This is a genomic window from Paenibacillus albiflavus (genome assembly GCF_004344915.1).
In the GTDB taxonomy this organism is placed as follows: Bacteria; Bacillota; Bacilli; order Paenibacillales; family NBRC-103111; genus Paenibacillus_AM; species Paenibacillus_AM albiflavus.
On the sequence record NZ_SKFG01000013.1, the window covers coordinates 20,050 to 44,249 of the forward strand.

At 43.4% G+C, this 24,200-nt stretch carries 21 protein-coding genes; 18 read left to right on the forward strand and 3 right to left on the reverse strand.

Going from position 1 to position 24,200, the window contains the following annotated elements; genetic code table 11:
* Positions 1-2 precede the first annotated feature (2 nt).
* Positions 3-2,033, reverse strand: a complete 2,031-nt coding sequence (locus tag E0485_RS13920; protein WP_132418670.1) for a tetratricopeptide repeat protein — start codon at positions 2,031-2,033, stop codon at positions 3-5.
* A gap of 215 nt (positions 2,034-2,248) precedes the next feature.
* On the opposite strand from E0485_RS13920, the gene E0485_RS13925 reads away from it, so the two are divergent.
* The 11 genes from E0485_RS13925 (at position 2,249) to kamA (ending at position 14,817) form a co-directional block, all read left to right on the forward strand.
* Positions 2,249-2,572 carry a DUF3870 domain-containing protein gene (locus E0485_RS13925; protein WP_132418671.1) on the forward strand — a complete coding sequence of 108 codons (324 nt, stop codon included), beginning with the start codon at positions 2,249-2,251 and terminating at the stop codon, positions 2,570-2,572.
* Between the two features lie 171 nt (positions 2,573-2,743).
* A complete protein-coding gene (locus E0485_RS13930) occupies positions 2,744-3,409 on the forward strand; it encodes a CoA transferase subunit A (RefSeq protein ID WP_132418672.1) in 666 nt (221 codons plus the stop codon).
* On the forward strand, positions 3,402-4,052 hold the full coding sequence (locus E0485_RS13935; protein ID WP_132418673.1) for a 3-oxoacid CoA-transferase subunit B: 651 nt from the start codon (positions 3,402-3,404) through the stop codon (positions 4,050-4,052). The genes E0485_RS13930 and E0485_RS13935 overlap by 8 nt, the downstream gene beginning before the upstream one ends.
* Positions 4,043-5,233, forward strand: coding sequence for a thiolase family protein (locus E0485_RS13940; RefSeq protein ID WP_132418674.1), 1,191 nt, complete (start codon positions 4,043-4,045; stop codon positions 5,231-5,233). The genes E0485_RS13935 and E0485_RS13940 overlap by 10 nt, the downstream gene beginning before the upstream one ends.
* Entirely contained in the window at positions 5,221-6,612 is a 1,392-nt protein-coding gene (locus E0485_RS13945; RefSeq protein ID WP_132418675.1) for an aminotransferase family protein, read from the forward strand. Before E0485_RS13940 ends, E0485_RS13945 begins: the two co-directional genes overlap by 13 nt.
* Positions 6,613-6,873: 261 nt before the next feature.
* A complete protein-coding gene (locus E0485_RS13950; protein WP_235857571.1) occupies positions 6,874-8,178 on the forward strand; it encodes an aspartate aminotransferase family protein in 1,305 nt (434 codons plus the stop codon).
* An 8-nt stretch (positions 8,179-8,186) separates the two neighbouring features.
* Entirely contained in the window at positions 8,187-9,617 is a 1,431-nt protein-coding gene (locus tag E0485_RS13955) for an aldehyde dehydrogenase family protein (RefSeq protein ID WP_132418676.1), read from the forward strand.
* A 24-nt stretch (positions 9,618-9,641) separates the two neighbouring features.
* Positions 9,642-11,135, forward strand: coding sequence for a M81 family metallopeptidase (locus E0485_RS13960; protein ID WP_132418677.1), 1,494 nt, complete (start codon positions 9,642-9,644; stop codon positions 11,133-11,135).
* A gap of 12 nt (positions 11,136-11,147) precedes the next feature.
* On the forward strand, positions 11,148-11,624 hold the full coding sequence (locus E0485_RS13965; protein ID WP_235857572.1) for a GNAT family N-acetyltransferase: 477 nt from the start codon (positions 11,148-11,150) through the stop codon (positions 11,622-11,624).
* 139 nt (positions 11,625-11,763) lie between these two features.
* Positions 11,764-13,185 (forward strand): sigma-54 interaction domain-containing protein, encoded by a 1,422-nt coding sequence (locus E0485_RS13970; protein ID WP_235857573.1) that lies wholly within the window; start codon positions 11,764-11,766, stop codon positions 13,183-13,185.
* A 216-nt stretch (positions 13,186-13,401) separates the two neighbouring features.
* Positions 13,402-14,817, forward strand: coding sequence for a lysine 2,3-aminomutase (gene kamA / locus E0485_RS13975; RefSeq protein ID WP_132418679.1), 1,416 nt, complete (start codon positions 13,402-13,404; stop codon positions 14,815-14,817).
* Between the two features lie 22 nt (positions 14,818-14,839).
* Here the strand turns inward: kamA and E0485_RS13980 are convergent, their stop codons facing one another.
* Positions 14,840-15,649: a hypothetical protein gene (locus E0485_RS13980; protein WP_132418680.1), complete on the reverse strand. Its 810-nt coding sequence runs from the start codon at positions 15,647-15,649 to the stop codon at positions 14,840-14,842.
* A 591-nt stretch (positions 15,650-16,240) separates the two neighbouring features.
* On the opposite strand from E0485_RS13980, the gene secA2 reads away from it, so the two are divergent.
* Complete coding sequence (gene secA2 / locus E0485_RS13985) at positions 16,241-18,541, forward strand: accessory Sec system translocase SecA2 (RefSeq protein ID WP_235857574.1); 2,301 nt, start codon at positions 16,241-16,243, stop codon at positions 18,539-18,541.
* A gap of 579 nt (positions 18,542-19,120) precedes the next feature.
* Positions 19,121-20,389 (forward strand): GTPase HflX, encoded by a 1,269-nt coding sequence (hflX, locus tag E0485_RS13990; protein WP_132418681.1) that lies wholly within the window; start codon positions 19,121-19,123, stop codon positions 20,387-20,389.
* 55 nt (positions 20,390-20,444) lie between these two features.
* Here the strand turns inward: hflX and E0485_RS13995 are convergent, their stop codons facing one another.
* On the reverse strand, positions 20,445-20,867 hold the full coding sequence (locus E0485_RS13995) for an SHOCT domain-containing protein (RefSeq protein ID WP_132418682.1): 423 nt from the start codon (positions 20,865-20,867) through the stop codon (positions 20,445-20,447).
* Between the two features lie 391 nt (positions 20,868-21,258).
* Here E0485_RS13995 and E0485_RS14000 point away from each other — a divergent pair, with 391 nt between their 5' ends.
* The 5 genes from E0485_RS14000 (at position 21,259) to E0485_RS14020 (ending at position 24,192) form a co-directional block, all read left to right on the forward strand.
* Positions 21,259-21,459 carry a cold-shock protein gene (locus E0485_RS14000; protein WP_132418683.1) on the forward strand — a complete coding sequence of 67 codons (201 nt, stop codon included), beginning with the start codon at positions 21,259-21,261 and terminating at the stop codon, positions 21,457-21,459.
* A gap of 148 nt (positions 21,460-21,607) precedes the next feature.
* A complete protein-coding gene (locus E0485_RS14005; RefSeq protein WP_165921181.1) occupies positions 21,608-21,844 on the forward strand; it encodes a DUF6953 family protein in 237 nt (78 codons plus the stop codon).
* Between the two features lie 148 nt (positions 21,845-21,992).
* Positions 21,993-22,340: a hypothetical protein gene (locus E0485_RS14010; RefSeq protein ID WP_132418684.1), complete on the forward strand. Its 348-nt coding sequence runs from the start codon at positions 21,993-21,995 to the stop codon at positions 22,338-22,340.
* Positions 22,341-22,452: 112 nt separating this feature from the next.
* Positions 22,453-22,947: a cation:proton antiporter regulatory subunit gene (locus tag E0485_RS14015; RefSeq protein ID WP_132418685.1), complete on the forward strand. Its 495-nt coding sequence runs from the start codon at positions 22,453-22,455 to the stop codon at positions 22,945-22,947.
* A gap of 3 nt (positions 22,948-22,950) precedes the next feature.
* Complete coding sequence (locus tag E0485_RS14020; protein WP_132418686.1) at positions 22,951-24,192, forward strand: cation:proton antiporter; 1,242 nt, start codon at positions 22,951-22,953, stop codon at positions 24,190-24,192.
* Positions 24,193-24,200 lie beyond the last annotated feature (8 nt).

Below are 24,200 nucleotides of genomic sequence, written 5' to 3' on the forward strand. Positions count from 1 at the left end.
ACCTAATGTAAGGTATAGCCCTTGCCTGTGTTTGGCATCTGCTTCCAAGTGTCGGATTCTGGGTTCATGGTGGTACTAGAGGTGCCATACATTCTGGATAGCTTGGTTTCAGCAGCTCCAAGGACAGTCTCGTTAAGTCCGTTCAAATCACGCAATAAGGTAAGCTTGGATTCGAGCGATTTATCAGGATCTAGGTATAATGCCCATTGCACTAAGCATTCTATACATTCACTGAATTCAATTCGATTAAAGTAGATATAGGCTTTATATAAATAGCTTGCATGATGAAAAGCATTGATGGTCAGCACGCGATTGAACATTTTGAGTGCAAGCTCTTCCTGACTCAATTGATAGTGGATCAGCCCAAGATGATAGTAGCCGTTACTTCGCTCAGGCTGCAATCTGATGTATTGCTCTGCATCGATTTGGGCCTTGTCATATTGATCCATGGAATAGTAAGTATAGCTACGTAGATTGTACAGACTGTCGCTAGACGGGTCTTGTTCCAGCCCAAGCGTACAATCTTCCGTTGCTTGCTCATAATTGCCTAGCTCAATATAGCATTCAGCTCGTTCCTCATAGAGTGCTGCATCGTGTTGATTCCGTTCAATCGCTTTAGTAAAGGCATCAATAGCAGCATCCCAGTTGCTCATTCCTCTAAGCACATACCCGGAAGCTTTAAAGAAGTAGGCGGTTTCTGACAGGTTAGGATCAGCGCTTGCAGCTTGCTGGAGATCAAGCCAAGCTTCGTCATATTTATTTTGCTTATAGTAGATATAACTTCTTTTCATATAGGCATCTGCACTATTATCTAAGGACAGCGCAGTTGTATAGGCTTGCAATGCCAGATCATCCTGTTGCAATTCTTGATAGATCTCGCCTTGCTGAATAAAGTTCAAATGATCGTCATCTTCCAAAGCAAGCAGTCTCTGATTGACCTTAAGCGCTTCGTCATAACGGCCGAGTCGGATGTAAGAATCAGCAATTCGGTAGCAGGTAATAGGTGAATCGCTCTCCTTGCGATCAAGCTCCAAGAGTACGCCAAGTGCACGTTCTTCATCATGCTGCTCGCGATAGAGTGTGTATTTCTCATAGTAGGCACGTGATAAGCCCGGCTCAAGCTGCAGCACGTGATCAAAATCTTCTTCTGCTTCCTGCCAATTATGAGCATATCGATGGAATACGCCTCTTCTTAAATAAAGATCTACCGTACCCGGATAGAGCTGTATCGCTTCGCTAATTGCAGCTATTGCACTAGTGAAATCTTGTTTCTGTGTATATAAGTTAGCCAGATCCCATCTGAAAGAATACGTGCTGCGAATCCGCCCTCGGAAGGATTGGAACGCACTATAGGAATAGTTGGTTCTTTGTACGAGCATGGCAAGACCGTGATCAGGCTGCGACTCATATTCATCCGCAATCTTGATGCCCTTCTGCAGATAAGTGATCGCTTCATCTACTCTGTCTAGGCAATCCAATACATGTGACATGCCTAGATAATAGTTTGGAATGTCGCTGCCTGGTAATTGAAACGCCTGTTCCATGGCATCCAGAGCTTCCTCATACTGGCGGTTATCATAATAGACCATCGCTAATTCATAGTAAGTCGTAAGGACTGTATCGATATCCTCCCGTTTAATACTTTCTCTTAAGTTATAGGCAGCTTCCTCATATCTGCCCAAATCTCTAAAGGTAATACCACGCGTATACCAAGGAAGATAGTAATCTTTATTACGCTCTAAGGCTTCATCCAGATCCTGAAGCGCTTCTTCCTCACGATCAAGCTCACGCAAAATATTAGCCCTTCTCAGGTAAGCGCTATGTGCGCCAGTATCATCGATAATTTGGGATATTCTAATGAGCGCCTCATCCGGGCGATTCAGATTATGCAGTGCTTCGGCTAGTTCAAGTTTTTGGGAAATTTCCTTGATCTCAGATTCGCCCTTTAAGTAATATTTAACGGCTTGCTCGACTTGTCTTTTCTTAAAATAACGATGTCCTAATTTGACATATATTTTTTTTATGATTCTCATTGGGGTACACTCCTACAAATCACTCTATAGTGAAACAATGTATATATTTTACTATGTATTTTATCATTGGGATACTCTTAATCATGACAATCAATAGGAGGATATAATCTAATAAAGCATAAAAATACTGAAAATTTAGATAAATAGTTGACGGATTTCAAAGGAAGTTCTATAATTATTTTACAAATATTTCTAAACTAAAAGGTCGTCTATTCATGGAACAGTTGAAATCAGTGCTCGTTACAGGATATTCCAAAGCACCGCAAGGTACTTCCATGTATGAGATGTTCAAGCATGCGGGAATCGTTCTGGAAATCGATATGGAAACGCATACAATAATCAATGCGGAGTTTACGTTTATTGCGCAATTAACGAAGGATTTCTTCCGCAGACTGATCGTTGGCTATCCCTTAACGGATGGGATTGAGCCTCTTATTGCACGTATTCAAGATCATTACTATGCGCCATCTCAACAAGCGATCATTGTCGCCTTGCAGTCAGCTGTTCAAAGGTATTGGGATGTCGGGAGAACTAAATAACGTTGGTTACAATGAAGTGGAGAGATAACCTCTCTCCATGGTCTCATTAGAACCTAGTGTTTCAAGGTATGAGAATAACTTGTTTATTCTTGGTTCTTTGATTTGCTAGGTTCTTTCTTATTTGTGCGAGCGAGAAGAGCGGTTTTACCATCACTAAAAAGGGAGGATGCCATGGGAACGTATATTGCTGCTAAGGATGCTGTATCCGTCATTCAAAGTGGAAGCTCGATCATGGTTGGAGGATTTGGTTTAGTAGGTAGTCCCCTAACGCTGATTGAGCAATTGTTGCAAGTTCCTGTTAAGGATTTGACGATTATTAGCAATAATCTCGGTGAGCCGGGTAAAGGACTGGGCAGATTATTGCTCGAAAAGCGGGTGAAGAAGGCGATTGGTTCTTTTTTCACCTCCAATCCCGATGTTGTGAAGGCTTATCAAGCAGGTGAGCTGGAGATTGAGCTGATTCCGCAAGGAACGCTGTCAGAGGCCATACGCGCTGGTGGAGCAGGATTAGGCGGTATCTACGTGCTGGCAGGCGTTGGCACAGATCTGGAGGCGGGCAAAGAAACAAGAGTGATCCGTGACAAAACATATTTATTACAGCCTTCGCTAAGGGCGAATGTTGCATTAATTAAAGCGCATAAGGCAGATCGATTAGGTAATCTAGTCTACCGCAAGTCAGCTCGTAATTTTAATCCGAATATGGCGACAGCAGCAGATTTAGTCATTGCTGAGGTTGATGAAATCGTTGAAGTCGGAGAGCTGTCTCCAGAAGAGATCGTCACTCCACATTTGTTCGTCGACTATTTTACCTTAACAGGAGGGAGCGCTCATGGATGATAAGCAACGAATAGCTGCGCGAATTGCAAAGGAATTAAAGCATGGCGACATTGTCAATCTGGGAATAGGCATACCGACGATGGTTGTTGATTATTTGCCACAAGACGTTTCAGTATTCATTCATTCGGAAAATGGGATTCTTGGCGTTGGGCCAACACCAAGTCCATCTGAGGTCGATCCGGATCTCGTTAATGCAGGCAAACAGCCTGTAACAGTAATGACAGGCGCAGCTTATTTTGATAGTGCTTCTTCTTTTGCCATGATTCGTGGAGGGCACATTGATGTCTCCATCTTGGGTGCGCTGCAAGTGGATGAACAGGGACGAATTGCGAACTGGGCAGTACCTGGTGCAAGTGTGCTTGGAGTTGGGGGCGCGATGGATCTGCTGGAAGGCTCCAAGAAAGTGATCGTCGCAACTACGCATTGTACGAAAGAAGGAAAGCCTAAGCTTCTGGGGCAGGTAGATTATCCGCTTACCTCTTTACGTAGAGTGGATTTGATAGTAACAGAGCTGGCGTTATTTAAGGTGACGAATGAGGGTTTGATCTTAATGGAAATGTCGCCAAAGGCAAGCTTGGAAGAAATAAGAAGTAAAACGGAAGCATCCTTCCAGATAGGTGGTGAGCTTGTACAGTGGTCGTAATTGTGAATGCGCTTCGGACGGCAATTGGTAAATATGGCGGAGCTTTGGCTGCTACGACACCAGAGGATATGGCAGCTACGGTCATGCGCAATAATTTAGCTTTATCTGCATGTCGACCTGATATTGTGGATGAAATCATTATCGGGCAGACCAAACAAAGCGCACATACGCCGAATATCGCTAGAGTGGCTTCTCTGATTGCTGATTTCCCTAAAGAAGTCAGCGCTTATACGGTACACCGACAATGCGGGTCAGGCATGCAGGCCGTGCACAATGCATACATGGCCATTCGAACAGGCCAATCGGAGGTTGTGCTAGCTGGTGGCGTAGAGAGTATGTCGCAAGCGCCATACTATATGGTCGGTGGACGCTTCGGCATGAATGCTGGAAATACCATTTTGTATGATTCTAATACGGAGAGTCAACCACGCTCGCAGCCTATCGATAAATATGGCTCATTCGTTATGGGAGAGACGGCTGAATACTTGGCGAACAAATATGAGATTACACGTGAAGAGCAAGATGAGTTCGCTTATCGCAGTCAGCTTAAAGCTAAACGTGCGATTGAAGCGGGACAATTCCATGAGGAGATCGTACCTATTGAGGTTAAAGAAGGCAAGAACGGGGTTCGTTTATTTGCGTCAGATGAGTTTCCAAGAGAAACAAGCGTCGATAAGCTGGCGAAACTGACACCTGTGTTTCAAAAGGATGGATCCGTGACAGCAGGCAATTCCACAGGACGCAATGACGGAGCATCCATGCTGCTTATGATGAGTGAAGCGAAGGCGCTCAGCCTAGGCCTAACACCGCTCGCGATTATTCGAGGGATTGGAACGGGTGGGACACATCCAATGGAGATGGGATTAGGACCGATACCAGCTTCAATTAAAGCGCTTCGTGCCTCCTCATTAACGATGCAGGACATGGGATTAATTGAGCTGAATGAAGCCTTTGCTGCTCAAAGCCTTGCGGTGATTAAGGAATGGGGCATTACGGAGGAACGTGTGAACGTGAATGGCGGTGCAATTGCGCTAGGGCATCCCCTTGGCTGTACAGGCGCGAGAATTCTAACAACCCTTGTACACGAAATGCATAAACGAGACATACAGTATGGCTTAGCAACGCTTTGTATTGCAGGTGGGCAAGGAATCGCGACGGTGGTGGAACGATGGAAATCTTAGATGGTACAAAAAGGAAAGATCCGCTTCAAAAACATGATCCTATATTTCATCGTGATTTTAGCAAAAAGTATCCCGTGATTGATTATGGCAAAGGTGTTTATTTATTTGATACCGATAGCAAAAAATATCTAGATGCTTCTTCAGGTGCAGTCGCTGCAAATCTGGGTCATGGGATTGAAGCCATTGCAGATGCAATGGCTGAGCAGGCCAAAAAAGCTGCCTTCGTTCATACGCTGCGATTCGAGACGCAGGTTCAGTATGAACTAGCGAGGGAGATCAGTGACATGGCTCCTGATCCACTCCGTTATGTTTATTTTACCTCTGGCGGTTCGGAGGCAAACGAAAGCGCATTGAAGCTTGCTCGGCAATATCACCGAGATCGTGGCAATAAGGAGAAGTATCTGAATATCGGCAGATGGCAATCGTATCACGGGAATACGATGGGCTCCCTATCTGTAGGCGGTGATGTGAAGAGGCGACAGCCCTATACGCCAAGCTTAATCAAAACAGATCACGTCTACTCCCCCTATTGTCATAGATGTCCATACCATCAGAACGAGGAACATTGTGGTCGAAGTGAGCAGCTGCATTGCGTAGGCGAATTAGAGCGCTTAATCATCGAGACGGGTCCCGAATTCATTTCATCCTTCATCTGCGAGCCGATTGTCGGCAGTCAGCAGGGCGCTGTCGTTCCGCCTGAGGATTATTTGAAGCAGGTTAGAGCACTATGCGATCGTTACGATATTCTAATGATAGTTGATGAGGTGATGACAGGGTTTGGAAGAACAGGGACGCATTTTGCAATCGAGCAGTTTGGCGCTATTCCAGACATTCTTACTTTTGGCAAAGGGGTTTCAGGTGGCTATGCACCGCTTGCGGGGATGATCGTGTCAGAGCATGTTGTTGAGAGCTTGAAGCGGAACGGTCAGGGTAAATTCATTCATGGATTTACTTTTAGTGGGCATCCCGTTTCGGTTGCAGCAGGTCTAGCTGCAGTTCGATACTATAAGGATCAGCGAGTGCTGGATAATTGCCGTAAGCAGGGGGAGTACTTAGTGCAAGCATTGCAAGTACTACAAGCAAGACATCGCAGCATCGGGCAAATCCGAGGGAGGGGACTGCTTGTCGGCTTCGAACTCATGAAGGATCGGGATCAAGATGTATTCTATCCACCTGAATATGGTGCATCGGAATTGCTGAATCAGCAGGCGATGAAATTAGGAGCGATTTTCTACCCGGGTGCAGGAACGATAGATGGCAAGCAGGGGGATCATTTATTGATTGGCCCTCCATTAACAATTACTAGTGATGAGATGAATGAAGTCATTCATATACTCGATTTAGCATTAACCGAGTTTGAGCAATTGGATCAAGTTTAGTGGCTCAAACCAATAATCAGTGCTTGAGAAATAGCGGACGGAGCGGAGAGGACGGAATCGTTCTGGAGAAGCGTTAGCGGTCGCCTTTGTCAGCGAATTTCTACCCTCTAATGGCTAATCTGATCAGGAAATTTGGTGACAACAGCGATCGTAAGAATGATCCGTCCTCGCAGCGGTCACTACGTAGGTATCAAGCACTTATTTTATGTTGAGCCAGTTTTGCTTTTAACAATTAGTGAATAAAGGAGACGTGAAGGGACAATGACAGAGAAAAGTAAAGTAATGGATTTGCATGCAATGGCGCTAAAGCATATTTCACCTGTAATGACCCGTATAACCGATTTAGTCATTGAGAGAGCGCATGGGGCCAATTTCTGGACGACTGATGGTGTAAAATATATTGATTTCGTCTCAGGCGTTGCCGTGAATGCGATAGGGCATACGCATCCTGAGGTGGTAGAGGCGATTCAGAAGCAAGCTGGCGAACTCATACATTTGGGCTTGAACTATGGCTATTTTGAAAGCACCGTTAGACTTGCACATAAGCTTGCCGAGATTACACCGGGCAATCTGGATACGGTATTCTTCAGCAATTCAGGAGCGGAAGCAATTGAAGGTGCGATTAAATTAGCGCGAAGTGCAACGAAGAGACCGAATATCATTGCATTCGAAGGGTCCTTCCACGGCAGAACATTAGGGGCTACGTCGATCACGGCGTCAAGCTCCAAGTATCGCAAATATTACGAACCGCTTGTAGGCGGCGTGTATCATGTTCCATATCCGTATTCATTGCAATTAGATGTAGATTCGGAGGAAGAAGCAACGCAGTATTGCCTAAAGCGTCTTCGCAAATTATTTGACTTGCAGGTCGATCCCTCTCAGGTTGCAGCGATTATCATAGAGCCTGTCCTTGGAGAAGGTGGCTACGTACCGGCACCGCCTGCTTTCCTGATGGAGCTACGTGCGATTGCGGATAAATACGGCATTTTACTTATTTTTGATGAGATTCAGACAGGATTCGGGAGAACGGGAGCGATGTTCGCTGCCGAGCACTCGGGAGTTACGCCAGACATTCTGGTGATGGCTAAAGCATTATCTGCTGGAATGCCGCTTGGAGCTATTATCGCTCGCAGAGAGCTGCATGATAAGTGGGAGACAGGTACGCATGGTTCTACATTCGGCGGTAATCCAGTATCTTGTGCTGCTGCACTTGCAAGCATTCGCGTAATTGAACGGGAGAAATTAGTTGAGCGTTCCCATACGCTGGGCAAACGAATTGTTGCTAATTTGCAGGAGCAAATCGGTGATTTGCCTCAGATCGCTGAAATTAGAGGTCTAGGTATGATGATCGGCATTGAATTCCAAGGTGATGCAGCGCTAACGCCTGCTGCAGCTGTAGCTGCAATTCGCACAGAAGCGCTTAAGCATCAATTGCTCGTTACCAGCTGTGGCGTTTATGGTCAAACGATCCGCTTGATGCTGCCTTTGAATATCGATGAGCATGTATTGAATGAAGGGTTATCCATCTTGGTTAACGCCATTCATACTGTCATTGAGAGAAGGTGACCGTGACCGTGATTACAGGCAATTATATTAATGGAGCATGGCAGGAGGCAGACAATTGGCAGACGTTCAACAGCATGAATCCTGCAAATGGCGAGATCGTTGGCACATTCGTCATGTCGCCAAAAGAGAACATTGGGGAAGCAGTAGAAGCTGCGCATAAGGCATTTAAAGCCTGGCGCCGAGTTCCAGCTCCGCAGCGTGCAGATTATCTATGGAAGCTGGCAGATGTTCTGCAAGCACGCAAGCCACAACTGGCAGAGATGATGACGCTTGAAATGGGTAAAGTTATCGCTGAGTCCAATGGAGAAGTTGATACCATTATTGCATTCTGCAAATATATGGCAGGTGAAGGTAGGAGGATGTTCGGTCAGACAGTGCCATCTGGCGCCGTGGATCGTACCATAATGACGGTTCGGGAACCGCTAGGTGTGGTTGCTTGTATTACACCTTGGAATTTCCCTCTGGCACTTGCTTCTTACAAAATATTCTCCGCCCTCGTAGCGGGCAATACGATCGTATGGAAACCGTCCTCGGATGTGTCTGCGTGCGCTAAGCTCTTCATGGAAGCGATCGTTGAAATTGGTTTGCCGAACGGCGTATTTAATGTGGTCTTCGGCTCAGGAAGCCGAGTGGGTAATTGGCTCACGGAGCATCCAGATGTGAAGGTCATTGCTTTTACAGGTTCGACAGAAGTTGGCAAGAAGCTAGCTGAAGCTGCAGGACGCAATCTCAAACGGATCTCCTTGGAGCTTGGCGGTAAGAATTCGGTTATCGTGCTGAAGGATGCGGATCTGGACTTAGCTGCAGCAGGCATTACTCGCTCTGCGTTCGCAACTTCGGGGCAGCGCTGCACAGCAGCAAGTCGGGTAATTGTAGAGGCTTCTATCCAAGAAGAGCTAGAGAAGCGAATTGTGGAGCTTGCGACAAAGCTTAAGGTTGGCAATGGACTAGAAGCGGGAATCGATATGGGACCACTGACCAATGCTAAGCAATTACGGACAGTGGAGCAGTATGTTGAGGTGGCGCTTCAAGAAGGTGGCACAATTCTATGTGGGGGGCAAGCAGCTTCTCTTGGCAGTTTATTCTATATGCCGACCGTGATCACGAACGTAGAGAGGCATCATCGGATTGCCAGGGAGGAAGTATTTGGCCCGGTGCTAGCGATTATGACGGCTGAGAGCTACGAAGATGCGATTGCGATTAACAATGATACGGAGTATGGATTATCTAGCTCAATCTATACGAATAGCCTTCATTATGCGAATCGTGCAGCGAAAGATCTGGAATCAGGACTCGTTTATATTAATAATGGGACCTCCAATGCAGAGACAGGACTCGCTTTTGGCGGGATGAAGAATTCGGGTAATGGGCATCGGGAAGTGTCTCATCAGGCGTTTGATGTGATGACCGAGTGGAAGACAATCTATACGAACTATTGATGGACTCGGGGGAAGGAGAAGAATATGAGAAAACGCATAGGAATCGCCTTTTTCTATCATGAGTCGCATACATTTAGCCCAGTGAAGACTGGCATTCAGTCTTTCTATGAAGAGGGTTATTATAAAGGCAGAGAAATTCTGACAGCATATCGAGGAACGAAAACAGAGGTTGGCGGCTTCATCGATGTTTTAGAACAAGCGGAGCAGGCAATTATACCGCTTGTGTGTGCAGCTGCTATTCCTTCAGGGGTCGTTACCTTCGATGCATATGAAGAAATCAAGACAGCCATGTTAACAGCTATCGCTGAAGCGGGTAAGCTCGATGGTTTGCTTCTTGCACTTCATGGCGCTATGGTTGTAGAGGGGGTTAGCGACCCTGAAAGTGAGCTGCTTTCGGAAATTCGAGAACAAATTGGCGCAGACATTCCAATTGCGGCAACACTTGATATGCATGCGAATGTGAGCAGTCGGATGCTAACTTTTACACCGCTATTCTTTGGTTTCAAAACCTATCCGCATATCGACATGTATGAACAAGGGGTTCGAGCGGCTCAAACATTGCTCTTTCATATGGCAACCAAGCAGCCCATTTATGCTTCATTTCGCAAGCTAGCCCTGATGCTGCCGAGTGTCAATATGCGCACGGCTGAAGGCCCGATGGCTGATCTCATGCAAGCTGCAATTGAAGCGGAGCGCAATCCGCATATCATAAGTGCGACTGTCCTTGGCGGCTTTCCTTACTGTGATATACCAGAAGCGGGCGCAAGTGTAATTGTCGTATCGACGGATCAGACAATTGGTGACGCTGTGTCTGATGCGCTTGCAGCGCAGTTATGGGCTGCTCGTGATCAATTCGTGATGCAATTGCCATCAATTCCAGAGGCTATTGCATTAGCTCAGCAAATAGAGGCTGATAAGCCTATTGCCATTGCAGATATTGCAGACAATCCCCTTAGTGGTGGAACAGGTGATACAACTGGTCTGCTGCGGGAGCTGCTCCTTCGAGATGAGGATCATGCATTGTTCGGAGCTATGTATGATCCCGAATCCTTGCAAGCATGCATGAATGCAGGGGTTGGCGCGCAGTTGAAGCTGCAATTAGGAGGTAGGCTAGCTCCCGAATACGGAGAGCCAGTAGAGGTTATAGCAGAAGTGATAAAGCTCTCGGACGGCAGATTCCATAATACGGGTCCGATGAATACTGGGCTTGGGATTGATACCAAAGGTGCTGCACATATTCGTGTTCGGAAGCTGGACATTTTATTAACGGGCAGGGCGCTATCAGCGAATGACATTGAATTGTTCCGGCATATTGGGATTGAACCGACATTGTATAAACTGTTGGCCCTAAAGGTAAAAAACCATTTTCGCGCAGCTTTCGATCCGATTGTAAGTGAGGTTATTTATACGGACGGACCAGGTCTTGCCTCTAATGTATTTAAGCATTTTACTTATCATCATATTCCGCGCCCCATATGGCCAATAGATGACATCGACAGCTTACCATTAATCGAATAAGGAGTAGAGAATATGACGAGCTCTTTTTATTTTGCAACACCTGATCATTTAACGGTTGATATGTTGGATTTAATGAAACAGCTAGAAGTTGAAGCGTTTGGCAGCGACGGTGCCGTTGATGAATGGGGACTTGTTCCGATTGCTCGCAACGGTCGATTACTACTGATGTATGAAAAAGGGGATGAACGTCCCGTTGCCGTCTGCGAATTGCTGCGTGACTATCGCAAGCCTGATTTGGCGTATATCTACGGGTATTATGTCCGCCCTGACAAGCAAGGCAAAGGATATGGCAAGGTGTTGTTTGATCATTTGTTCCCGATGCTTATTCAGGATCAATTCACGGAGGTTTGCTTAACGGTTAAACCGAGCAATATAGGAGCCGTTAAACTATATGAACGGGTCGGCTTTGAAGTAGCAGAAACAAGACAGGATGAATATGGCGAAGGCTCGGATCGCTATTATATGGTGAAGAAGCTGGATACACTGTAATGACGAAACCCATCTGACATTGATCAGGTGGGTTCTTGTTGAGACTTGAAGCAAAGAAGGTTATGATGGAATAAAATACATTATTTGGAACGTCGCAAAATGTAAGTGCTTACAAATGCGGAATGGGGTGAACATACACTTGAAGGATTGGGCATCTCAGTTTGAATGGATATTAAGCATGATCGATGTGGGTGTGCATATGGTCGATCATGAAGGCGTAACTGTGTATTACAATGAAACGATGGCAAATATAGATGGCTTAGATCGAGCGCAGGTGCTTGGGCTCAATGTATTTGAGCTGTTTCCATCATTAACGAGTGAAACGAGTACCTTGCATCTCGTGCTGCAAACAGGTGAGCGAATTGCGGATAAGCTCCAAACCTATGTGAATATGCAGGGGAAACAGATTACCTCCATTAATAGCACCTATCCTCTTTATGAAGGTGATGTGATGGTTGGTGCTGTTGAGATTGCAAAGGATATTTCGAATGTGATGAGTATGTACGATCAGATTCTGGATTTAAATAAACAGCTAACTGTTTCCAAGCAACGTAATAAATCTTCCGTCGGGACAGCCGATTACCATTTTGGTGATATGATAGGTCAAGATCCAGCTTTCCTTAAAGCTGTTTCCATTGCTAAGAAGGCTGCGCGTTCACCGTCCCCTGTATTAATTTATGGTTCTACGGGAACGGGTAAAGAGCTAGTAGCGCAAAGCATTCATAATGCAAGCAGCAGACGAAATCAGCCTTTTATTGCTCAGAACTGCGCAGCTGTTCCCAAGGAGCTAATGGAAGCCTTGCTATTTGGTACGAATAGGGGCGCTTTTACAGGATCGATTGATCGGCAAGGGATATTCGAGCAGGCGAATGGGGGAACGTTATTTTTTGATGAGCTGAACAATCTCGATCTATCCTTACAGGCTAAGCTATTGCGTGTTCTCCAAGATGGCAAAATCAGGCGGATCGGTGGAATGACCGAGCAGAAGGTGGATGTTCGGATTATTGCTGCTATGAATATTCCACCGCAAGAAGCGTTGGATAAAGGAATTTTGCGCTCGGACTTATTTTTTCGATTAAATGTCGTTCACATCGAGCTTCCTTCATTAGTAGAGCGACTGAGCGATATTCCACTGCTCGTGGATCATTGCATTGAGCGCTGCAATGAGCTGTTCGGTACCCATGTTCGTGGTATTCGTGACGCAGCCTTGCAGCGACTAATGAGATTCAAATGGCCAGGCAGCATACGCGAGCTGATGCATGCAATTGAATCAGCATTCAATATTATGGAACCAGGCTACGATCTGCTGGAAGAGCATCATCTTCCTGATTTTCTGTTCGAGCCGCAGCCTGAAGTAGTTGCACCACTCGCACGTCTTAAGCCAGCACTACATCCTATTAGCGATATTGGATTGCCAAGTATGCTCGATCAATTTGAACGTGATGTCATCCTGTCTGTCTTCGAGCAATGTGCAGGGAACATTAGCCAAACTGCGCAAGCACTCGGATTGAAACGACAGGCTTTGCAATATAAATTGAATAAGCATGGAATTACGAAGTGATTATATTACGAAGTGATTATAGATGTGACAGATTTTTGGCAGCAAAAAAATAAAGAGCCGCCAGATTTTTGGCATGCAGGAGAGGGTGAACCTCTCTTTTTTATTCCAATAATCCACTTAAATGGGCGATTATCCGATTTTAAATAATTGGCATGGAACTTGCTTATTAATTCAAGGTATAAGCATGCGAAATATTTTGAATGAGGAGTAATGACTATGTCCATATCGGAAGAAAGCTTGAAGAAAGAACTTCGTCTTGGCGGGCGTCGCCATTATACAGAAATTGAACTATATAAAGATGTGCCTGAGGAAAAATGGAATGACTGGCTGTGGCAATTATCCAATACGATTCGATCGCTTGAGGAGCTCAAGCAGGTTGTGAATCTTACACCTGATGAAGAAGAAGGTGTACGCATATCCACACGCACGATTCCGCTTAACATTACGCCGTATTATGCTTCACTTATGAATCCAGATGATCCTAGATGTCCGATTCGGATGCAATCTGTCCCTTTGTCGGCAGAGATTCTGAAGACGAAATATGATATGGAGGATCCTTTGCAGGAAGATGAAGATTCACCTACACCAGGATTAACGCATCGTTATCCAGATCGCGTATTGTTCCTCGTGACGAATCAATGCTCGATGTATTGCCGTTATTGCACCCGCCGTCGCTTCTCCGGTCAGGTTGGCATGAGTGTGCCGAAGAAGCAGCTGGATGATGCTATCGATTATATTCGCAGAACGCCAGAGGTGCGAGATGTCCTGCTCTCAGGCGGTGATGGCTTGCTCATTAATGATGTGACTTTAGAGTACATTCTCAGCAATTTAAGAGCAATTCCACATGTGGAGATTATTCGGATCGGTACAAGAGCACCTGTTGTGTTCCCTCAGCGGATTACGGAGAATTTGTGCGCGATTCTACGCAAGTATCACCCGATCTGGCTGAACACGCATTTTAACCATTCGCTTGAAATTACCGAAGAAGCTGCCAAGGCTTGTGATATGCTCTCGCTTGCTGGCGTTCCGCTTGGCAATCAGAGCGTTATCTTGGCTGGTGTCAACGACAGCACGCATATTATGAAAAAACTCATGCACGATCTCGTGAAAATCCGTGTTCGTCCTTATTATATTTATCAATGCGATTTATCAGAAGGTATTGGTCATTTCCGTGCTCCTGTATCCAAAGGACTTGAAATAATGGAGAATCTACGTGGTCATACATCTGGTTATGCTGTACCAACCTTTGTTGTAGATGCTCCTGGTGGCGGAGGCAAAATCGCACTTTCACCGAACTATCTAATTTCCCAAAGTCCAGATAAAGTCGTATTGCGGAATTTTGAAGGCGTTATCACCACCTATCCAGAGCCTAAGAATTATGTGCCAGGTCGTGCGGATGAATACTTCAATGAAGTGTATGGCATTACGAAGCAGCCTGAGTCTGTAGGGATCGCCGCACTGATGAAGGATGAACAGTTCAATCTTGTGCCTGAGGGGCTCAAACGAATTCATAAGCGCCATGATTATGAAATAACTGAGAATCATATGACACTCAAGGATAAGCGCAAGCAAAGAGATAACAATAAAGAAAAATACAAGGCTAGAATGAAAGTAAATGTGAGCGAAGAATAATAGACAATGCGAGAAAACAAATTTATGGAATCTGGGATTTGGCCTTCATTATGATCGTGTTAATTTGTTTTTCAGACTGATGGATCGCTTGCTTATGATTATTCATTGTACGATCAAGCGAGACGAGACTCGCTAATGAATCAGAAGTCGCTTGTGGAGTACCTTTCTTCACTACTTGCAGAAAGCTGCTCCATTTCTCACCAACTTGCTTATTAAGATCGCTTATAGCGGTCTTTTTTGTTTTGATTTGGGCTTTGATCGGATCGATACCCGCAATCGTATCTCGAATAGATTGAACTTTCTTGGCAGTTTCCTCTTTAGTTGATTTAAGCGATTTCTCTTTAACACTGATGTCAGCTTTAACAATTTGAGTAGTAATCTGCACACTGTCGATTTGCATTTGAATCAGTGCTGCTAAACTTTTATCTTTTTGCTTATTGGCAGCGGTGAGCTGCTCTTTGAGTGCTTTACCTAGAGTGGTTAATGGTTGGAGTTTGGTCTTTGCTTGATCTACTTGAGCTTGCAGCTTGGTTATCTTATCTGCATTAATCAGCTTTATCTGTTTCTTAACGGTGGATAAATCCTCATTATTATTGCTATTTAATTTGCGAGTAAGGTCATCCCATTTCTCATTATCTTTTTGGATAGACATGAGATCATCGAAGTTAGTGGTGATCGTCTTAGCCAGCTTGGTATCTGCGGATTCAATCATTTTGGTAAGTGCAGATTTGGTTGTGTTCGATACTTCAATCTTTGCGGCTGATACGGTTGAGGTAATCATGAGCATGGAGATGATTGTACTGAGGATAATCAGGAATCGAGCTTTTGTCATCAAATAGACCTCCCATTCTTATTGAAAAAGTGTATAGCGACGCCAAAAAAGCACCTGCAACCAAGGTATCCATTTACCTTAATTACGAGGTGCTTCCATCGTACGCTATTTGTGATGCTTTATTGGTATCAATATATCGCACTCATTTATGGAAGTCAAGCTTTTCCTTTATACAAAGAAACTGGAAATAAACGTCCAGATTTTGGTACAATAGGTTCAATCATTTAAGAGAAGGAAGGGAATAAATATGGTGATAGGGATCAGTCTGCTTATGCTTCTTTTCTGTCTGCCTTTATTTCCTTATCGCTTCTTATATAACTTCCAATTGGATCGTACCCATACGCCTATTTGCTATTTATTATTAATGGAGAATACTGCGACTCTCCTAATGTGTACTCTCGTATATTCAATCATTGATGGGGGCGTATGGATTCAAATTTCAAACCATGCGATCCAGTCACTAGATATTTTATATGAATTAGGTCTAATCCTTACCATCTTATATCAAATGATCAAGGAACCTGAAACTCTTCTGTGGACATCAGCTAATGATTCATTATTGACTGTTATGGACCAAGAGGAGGATTTGCTATGGAAACCTATCGATCTACAAAGCTTCTCGAACGGATGCATGAGAGGCTTGTTAAGCATAAACTTAAAGCTTATGAAGCAAGGCTTAGCCAAATTAAACAAATTCGATTGGAGGAATTGTCTGATCGAGAGCTACAAGAGAGTTCACTACACTTACGACAAGAAGCTCTTCAAGGGAGAGTGCTTGATGATTTGTTAGTGGAAGCTTATGCAATAGGGATTGAAGCGTTCTGGCGCATTAAGCGTATTCGCCTATACGATGTACAGATCATCGCTGGGATAGCCCTGCATGAAGGCAAGCTGATCGAGATGCAGACAGGCGAAGGAAAGACATTCGCTGCAGTATTGCCTGCATACTTAAACGCACTGACTGGTAAGGGAGTGCATGTGCTTACTTTTAATGATTATTTGGCTCGGCGCGATTGTGAATGGTTATCTCCCCTATTTGAATTTCTAGGGTTGTCGGTTGGTTATATTCAAGAGCGGATGAGCTTGCAAGATCGACAGGTGGCATATGCTGTGGATATTACCTATTCAACGGCTAAGCAAGCAGGCTTTGATTATTTGAAGGATTCCATATGCTATGAGGTCAGTTCGCTTGTGCAGAGACCTTTTCATTATGCAATCGTGGATGAGGCGGATTCGATTTTATTGGATGAAGCACGAATTCCACTCGTGATTGCAGGTGAAGAAGCGGCTGATCATCATGTGAATTGGCGTACATTGTCCGATGTCGTGCAGCAGTACTTAAGAGAAGGGATCGATTATGAAACCGATGAGTACAAGCGCAACGTCTACTTTACGGAGAGTGGAATGGATCTTGTTGAAGCGATTCTTCATTGTGGCAACCTGTATGATGAAGAGAATGCCGAATTGCTTGCCGCGCTTCATACCGTTCTACATGCAGAGGCATTATTGCAGAGGGACGTCGATTACATCGTGTCAGATGGCCAAATCTTGCTCGTAGATGAGTTCACAGGCCGAGTTGCGGATAAACGACATTATCCAGACGGTATTCACGAAGCCGTTGAGGCGAAAGAAGGAATTCTATCACGGGGCAAAGGTACAATTCTTAGTTCGATTACACTTCAACATCTAATGAGTCAATACGCAAAGCTGTCTGGCATGACAGCAACTGCGAAAGCGGCGGAAGATGAATTTAGACAAACCTATTGCCTGGAAGTGGTAATCATTCCACCCAATAAACCCTGTAGAAGAAGAGATCATCCTCATCTAATCTATACTCATCAAAAGGCCAAATATCAAGCTATGCTTGCAGACATTGTAGATGTTCATCGTACAGGTCGACCGATCCTTATCGGAACGTCAAGTGTTGAGGAATCGGATCAGCTTGCGAATCAGCTCAAGTTGTTAGGTGTCGCATGTTCTGTTCTGAATGCAAGAAATGATGAGATGGAAGCGGCTATTATTGCATGCGCAGGACAGTATGGTGCCGTTACTGTGTCTACGAACATGGCAGGCCGTGGAGTCGATATTGCTTTAGGTGGAGGGAATGCGGAGGAATATGCGGCAGTTGCTAAGCTTGGAGGCTTATATGTAATGGGTACCTCGTTACATGAGAGTATTCGGATCGATCATCAACTGCGAGGGCGTGCAGGCAGACAAGGAGATCCAGGGAGCACAAGATTTTATGTAAGCTTAGAAGATGAGCTTATACAACGATATGGCATTTATCATGTAATCCCCGAAGAATACGAATATTTAAGGCAGGATGAACCACTTAAAGATCCTGTCATTCATAAGGCTATTGCGCACATTCAACGTGTGATGGTCGGCCAGCATCAAGAAATTCGAGCCACCTTAAATAAATATTCAGATATTGTAGAGGAACAGCGGCAACTTCTATGTACAAGAAGATATCAAATTCTTACTGATCAATTGCAACTAAACTTTTTGGCCAATCGGATGCCGGATAAGTATCAACAAGTCTGTACACGATATGGGGAGCTGTCTGCTAAGAAACTAGAGAAGCGCATAACGTTGTTAGCTATGGATCGCTGCTTCGCTGATTATTTAGATTATATGGCTTATGTAAAGGAAGGCATTCATCTTGAAAGTATCAGTAACAAGAATCCACTTGATGAATTTCATCGCCAGATCATTACCTATTACGAACAGTTATCCTCTCGGATAGAAGACCGCATTCTTAGTGGTTTTCAAGCATTTGAGTTAACGAATGAGGAGATGGATTTAAATCAGGAAGAACTCAGAGTTCCATCAGCGACATGGACGTATATGATTAATGATCAATTTTTTTCAAACCGAATCAACCTTTTTTGAAAATTGTTTGTCTGAATTGGATAGCTTTGACATCCGACATAACGTACTGTAATATAGAAGCATATTACAAGAGGAGGCCTTCAGAAATGTACAATAACACTCTTTGCATGGTTTCAGGACGATTAAGATAATTAGGTTCGAACAAAACGCATCCGTCTTTAAAGACGGTTTAACCGTTTCTTTTGGTTCCATAAGAAACATGTTCGTCCCTAGGACTGCATAGTCGTATTTCTTATGGGTTTTGTTTGTTATACCTGTTTATTGAATCAAACGTCATGATCCACAATGAGTGAAGGTGTACGGCCTCGCGGATATTTACTGTCTCTATAGAGACAGTTAGTTTTCTGGTTTCACAACCCAATTGGGTTGTGCTAGTAGCATGCAACTCTTCCTTCTACTAGAGGATGAGCTGCTCTACTTGTGTACACAAGGATTATTGTGTTTAGAGCTATACGTTTGAAGCAAAATATACAGGCATGGACGAACAAAGCCGATTAAGGTGCTGTTATCCATGCTTTTTTCTGTATTATAAATGCGTTATCGGAATTGGTTTGATATACGAAAGGTCGGGATTAATTAATGGAACAAACGCAGAAGGCGATATTAGTTGGTGTAAATTTAAATAATCAAAGCGATTATGAATTCGATTATTCGATGGAAGAGCTATCAAATTTGACAGAAGCCTGCGACGTCGAGGTCGTGGGTCAGATCACGCAGAACTTGCAGAAGGTCAATAGCTCCCATTATATTGGAACAGGAAAAATTCAAGAGGTAGCAGCGCTGCTTGAGGAACGCGAAGGGAATATCGTTATTTTCAATGATGAGCTGTCACCTTCCCAAATTCGCAATTTAGAAGCTGATCTTGATTGTAAGGTGATTGATCGTACCATACTTATTCTGGATATTTTTGCGTCGCGGGCTAAGACGCGTGAAGCGCAACTGCAGGTTGAAGTTGCACAGCTTCAATATATGCTGCCCCGTCTAGTCGGTTTACGTGAATCATTGGGAAGACAGGGTGGTGGTGGTGTTGGCACAAAGAACAAGGGTGTCGGGGAGACGAAGCTGGAGCTGGACCGCCGCAGAATCGAAGAAAAGATCAGCATACTGAGCAAAGAGTTGGAGGCACTTGTCGCTCATCGTCAGACACAACGTAAGAAACGGAAGAAGAATGAAGTATCTGTGGTTTCACTCGTAGGATATACGAATGCGGGAAAATCCACGATTATGAATGCGATGGTGGAAAGGCATAGTCAGACAGAGGCTAAACAGGTTTTTGAAAAGGATATGCTGTTTGCAACATTGGAAACCTCCGTACGTAGCATCGAGCTGCCGGATAATAAATCATTCCTGCTCACAGATACTGTAGGCTTTGTAAGCAAGCTTCCGCATCATCTAGTGAAGGCATTCCGTTCTACGCTTGAAGAAGTAGCAGAAGCAGATTTGCTTATTCATGTTGTGGATTATTCGAATCCAAATTATAAGCAGCTTATTCAGATTACGCAGGATACGCTGAAGGATATTGGTATTGAGAATATCCCAACGATCTATGCATACAACAAGGCGGATTTGGTTGAAATTGAGATTCCTTCTTTGCAGGGGGAGACGGTCTATCTTTCGGCAAAGCAAAGAATTGGGATTGATGAGCTTATCGAATTGATCCGCAAACATATTTTCAAAGATTATGTGCAGTGTAAAATGTTAATTCCGTACGATGAGGGCGGGCTCGTATCTTATTTTAATGATCACGCTAAAATCCTATCTACAGACTATGAGAATGAAGGTACAATGCTGACACTCGAGTGTAAACGAAGCGATATGGAGAAATATCAGAAATTTGTTTTGGAATAATTTAAGATATAACATTAAACCACCTCATCTGAGGTGGTTTATGTATGAAATCCTGCTATAACTGTCCGTATACACTACCCGTGATGACAGATGCAAGCTCTGCTTTTTGCGCTTCATAGACCTCAGCTGTTATGCTGCCGCTTGCAAGTCGCTGATCTAACTGCTCAGTCATTTGTGAAGTTTGAAGTTTAATCACTTGCTCAATATCTGCCTCATGATCAGATGCAATATCGGCTAATGTTTGACCGTTGCTAAGAGCACTGTACATTTCTTCATCAGAGGATAAACCAAGTATCTGAAGTAATGGATCTTTAGCAACAATATGATCCGCTTGTCCATTCTCATCACGCTGATTTGTGACACTATCGGTTTGATCAGTTGAAGATAATGTATTTATATTTTCATTGTTCCATAATGCTGCACTTAGTGCGATAGTAAATGCCATCGTTCCTACCATAAACATTCTTCTAGGGCTCATTCGAATATTCACTCCTATGTGATAAAATTTATAATATTACGCAGAGGATTCATATATAATAGTAATACGTAACAGTAATGATTATGTTTCAGCTTCCATAACACCATTGTAAAGAACAAATCATAAAATAAGCTTAAAAATAAGATAAAATAGGTTAAAATTATATGTAATTGGGTATGCTTATTGGATGCCAGGTAGAGAAAAAATACAATTTATAGATCACTTGCGCATCTGAATTAACTATGCTACAATGTAATCAATGTAACAAAGAAACCTTAACTCACGTGTTGGAAAGGGTGTCATTTGTACAATGATAGCTTTTCCAATATGTGAGTTTTATTGATTTACAATAAAAAGTCCATGTTAATTTAATTTTTGGAGGTTTTTCATAATGGAAACAGGTACAGTTAAATGGTTTAACGCAGAAAAAGGTTTTGGTTTTATCGAAGTTGAAGGTGGAAACGATGTATTCGTACACTTCTCCGCAATCACTGGCGATGGCTTCAAAACTTTGGACGAAGGCCAACGCGTTGAGTTCAACGTAGTTCAAGGCAACCGTGGTCCACAAGCTGAGAACGTTGTTAAATTGTAATTAACCTAAACTGCCTTTAACTTAGTTAAAGGCAGTTTTGTTTAAGAAACGATATTTAACATCCGAAGCGTCCCTTCTTTTATTAGAAGGGGCGCTTTATTTGATATTATAGAATTTATAACTTTCGTCTTGATAAGAGGTGAGAATTTTGACCGTTACGGCGCAAGAAGTTGCAGAGTGGATGCTGCAAGAGCTTAAATCAGCAGGTATTCTTTATCAAAGTAATGCTGTTGATTATATTCGTACCCATTTCGGAGAACAATTTATTTATGTGAATGACAATGGTAATCAGTCGATCGATAAGGAAGTTAAGAAGCTGTTCAAGAAAATGCATGGCGGCCGTGCTGCTTGGGAAAGAGATGGCTTCTTCTGGGGCTGGAGCTAATAAATCGATTATTTTAAACACCCTGATTTCAAAGGCACTAGCTCAAGCTGGTGCTTTTTGACATGCATGTATGGAGGAAAAAGGTTTGGATATGCTTACCACTCTATGTTATCCTTAAATAGACACTACATAAGGAGGTGAAGATAGCGTGAACTTAAGGCAATCTGGGTTTGTTAAGCTGCTCACATTTATTTTGATCATACTAGCGATGGTCTTTGCTGTACACACGCCTGGCGTCGAGAAGTTAACGACTGAGACTAACCAGGAAATCAACGTCCAAGAAAATAAAAGATCCATGGCTAGACTAACTTCCTCTTCTATTAAGTTGAAACGACTTATAGACAAGATGAGTATGCTGAGCATTCTTGTTTATTTGTATTCCTCAATCTGTTATGTTCTATTAACCTCAGTATTGTTGTATTACCCTTCCATTGCGCGAATAAAGAAGCGTCTATTATTACGTCCCATTAAGTTTACTTCTCAATACTTAAATTAATTTTAAATTACGAACCTGTTAAGGTTTATTTAACATGTCAAAATTTATCAATAGATAAGTTTTATTTGTCGTGGGCACAAAGTCTAATATGAAAATTGGAGGCAGTATTTACATGAACATTCGGGAGTCTGTACTACCAGGCATAGGCAAAAAGTATGAGCTATACACCCGTAGCGGAGAGAATTTAACGGTCATTATCCATGATGATGGCAGGCGAGAGCTATTTCAATACGATCCTGAGGATAAGGAGCAATGCCATTCTTTAATTACGATTGATGATGATGAAGCAAGACAACTTTCTGCGATTATTGGTGGGATGACTTATAAGCCTAAGATGGTCGAAACGATTGAGGTTGCGCTGGATGATCTCATTATTGAGTGGTACAAGGTCGAGTTGCATTTTAAAAGTGTAGGCATGTCCATTGGTGATTTGAATGTACGCCAAACAACAGGGGTTACGATAATAGCTGCAATTGAAAAGAACAGCGATAAGCATATTAATCCTGGTCCTGATTATGTCCTTAAAGCGGACTCAACGGTCGTTGTTCTTGGAGAGAGACAGCATCAGAAGCAGATTAAACAGATTTTGTTGAATGGAAGTGGTTAATAGATGAATGAATTGATATTTGAGGTTGGATTGGCGATTGCCTTAATTGCAATTGCGGGCTTAGTATCGGCTAAATTGCGTTTCTCCGTTATTCCTTTTTATATTATTGTGGGGATGGCGGTTGGTCCTCATGCATTAGACTTCGGATCCTTTAACTTGCAGTTTATTCATAGCACACCCTTTATTGAATTCATGGGGCGCATAGGGATTATCTTCTTACTATTTTATCTGGGGCTGGAATTCTCGGTAGGAAGACTTATTAAATCAGGGCGATCTATTGTTCTGGGTGGTACGATTTATATTTTGATCAATTTTACCTTGGGTTTTCTATTTGGTTGGTTCGCAGGGTTCCCGCTTGCAGAAACATTAGTCATTGCAGGAGTTACGACAAGTTCATCCACTGCGATTGTGGCTAAAGTACTGGTTGATCTCAAAAGAACTGCGAATCGCGAAACCGAAATGATTCTCGGTATCATTATGTTTGAAGACGTCTTTCTGGCGGTCTATATATCAATCCTGTCAGGACTCGTATTAAGTGGATCGACGAGCTTGGGAGGGATTGCGTTATCTGCATTAACTGCATTTGGCTTCATGTTAATTGTGTTAATTGTAGGACGCAAAGCAGCTCCACTGCTTAATAAGGTATTGAACATTCGATCCAATGAGCTATTTATTTTAGTTGTGTTTGGTTTTCTATTCCTCGTTGCAGGCTTCTCAGAGACGATCCATGTAGCTGAGGCGATCGGTGCATTGCTTGCGGGTCTTGTGCTTGCCGAGACTATTCACATGAAAAGAATCGAGCATTTGATTCTTCCTTTCCGTGATTTTTTTGGCGCCATCTTCTTCTTTAGCTTCGGTCTAACGATTAATCCACTTGAGCTTGGAGGAGCAATCTGGCTGTCCCTTATTGCGGTTGTAATTACACTGATCGGAAACTTTACTGCAGGGATGATAGCGGGCAGGGTTGTTGGATTAACGCCTAAAGCTTCATCGAATATTGGATTAACGATTGTAGCTAGGGGAGAGTTCTCGATTATTATTGCAAACATTGCTAAGGCTGGTGGATTACTAGCGATTGTTCAACCGTTTGCAGCTTTATATGTATTGATACTAGCGATATTAGGCCCTTTACTTACGAAGGAATCCAAGTACGTTTATATAACATTAGATAAGGTATTTAAGTTTGAAAAGCGAAAGCTTATAAGGGAGCAGAAGCTCGCTTTAGAAAAAAACAGTAAAATCTAACAGAAGGA